Origin of the sequence: Nonomuraea lactucae, assembly GCF_003313395.1 — a bacterium.
In the GTDB taxonomy this organism is placed as follows: Bacteria; Actinomycetota; Actinomycetes; order Streptosporangiales; family Streptosporangiaceae; genus Nonomuraea; species Nonomuraea lactucae.
The window spans coordinates 1-682 of sequence record NZ_QNFZ01000344.1 but is presented as its reverse complement, the minus strand read 5'-3'; the positions used below and the strand labels follow the sequence as shown (position 1 = coordinate 682).

The window sequence follows — 682 nt, the reverse complement described above, 5'->3', positions numbered from 1 at the left end:
GTCGCCGGCCTGGCCGCCTGCCTTGCCTGGGCGGTCGCCGCCTGCGCCCCCGGACCGGGCCTGCTGCCGGCGGGCCAGGCGCCCGAGACCTCGCCCCGCGACGTCTCGACGCCTGGGCTCGACCTGAAGCGGCACCACGCGACCTACCTGCGGCCCGGCGACTGCCTGCTGACACTCCCCCGCGACCTCATCGCGACACTCGTGCCCTGCGAGCTGCCGCACGCGGCGGAGTACGGGTCGATCTACGTGCTGCCCGAGGGCCCGTGGCCGGGTGAGTCCGAGGCGATGCGCAAGGCCCTGGACTGGTGCGGGCCCCGGCTGCGCGTCAGGCCGGCGCGGCGCGAGGACGTCAAGGCCGGCGCGCTGCTGCCGCTGGAGCACGAGTGGCCCGCCAAGCGGACGGCCTACTGCCTCGCCGTCCCCCGCGAGGGAGAGCTGGTGGGCCGCGTCCTCAAGTAGGCACCCGGGTTTACCCCTCCTTTGGCACGGCCGGGTACATCCCGCCTATGACACCTTTCCAGCGCTATCTCGCCGAAGAGGTGGCGCTCGACCACGTCGACGGGCACATCACGCGGCGCGAGGCGCTGCGCCGCCTGGGCCTGCTCGGCCTCGGCCTGCCCGCCGCCACCGCTCTGCTGACCGCGTGCGGCGCGGCACCGGAAGCGGCCACCTCCGGCGCCGC

Annotated in this window: 1 protein-coding gene; it reads left to right on the top strand. The window is 75.7% G+C overall.

Annotation, left to right across the window (positions count from 1 at the left end; genetic code table 11):
* Window positions 1-459, top strand: a 459-nt coding sequence (locus DQW85_RS21855) for a hypothetical protein (protein WP_113702120.1), incomplete at its 5' end; no start/stop codon positions are given.
* Window positions 460-682: the final 223 nt, after the last annotated feature.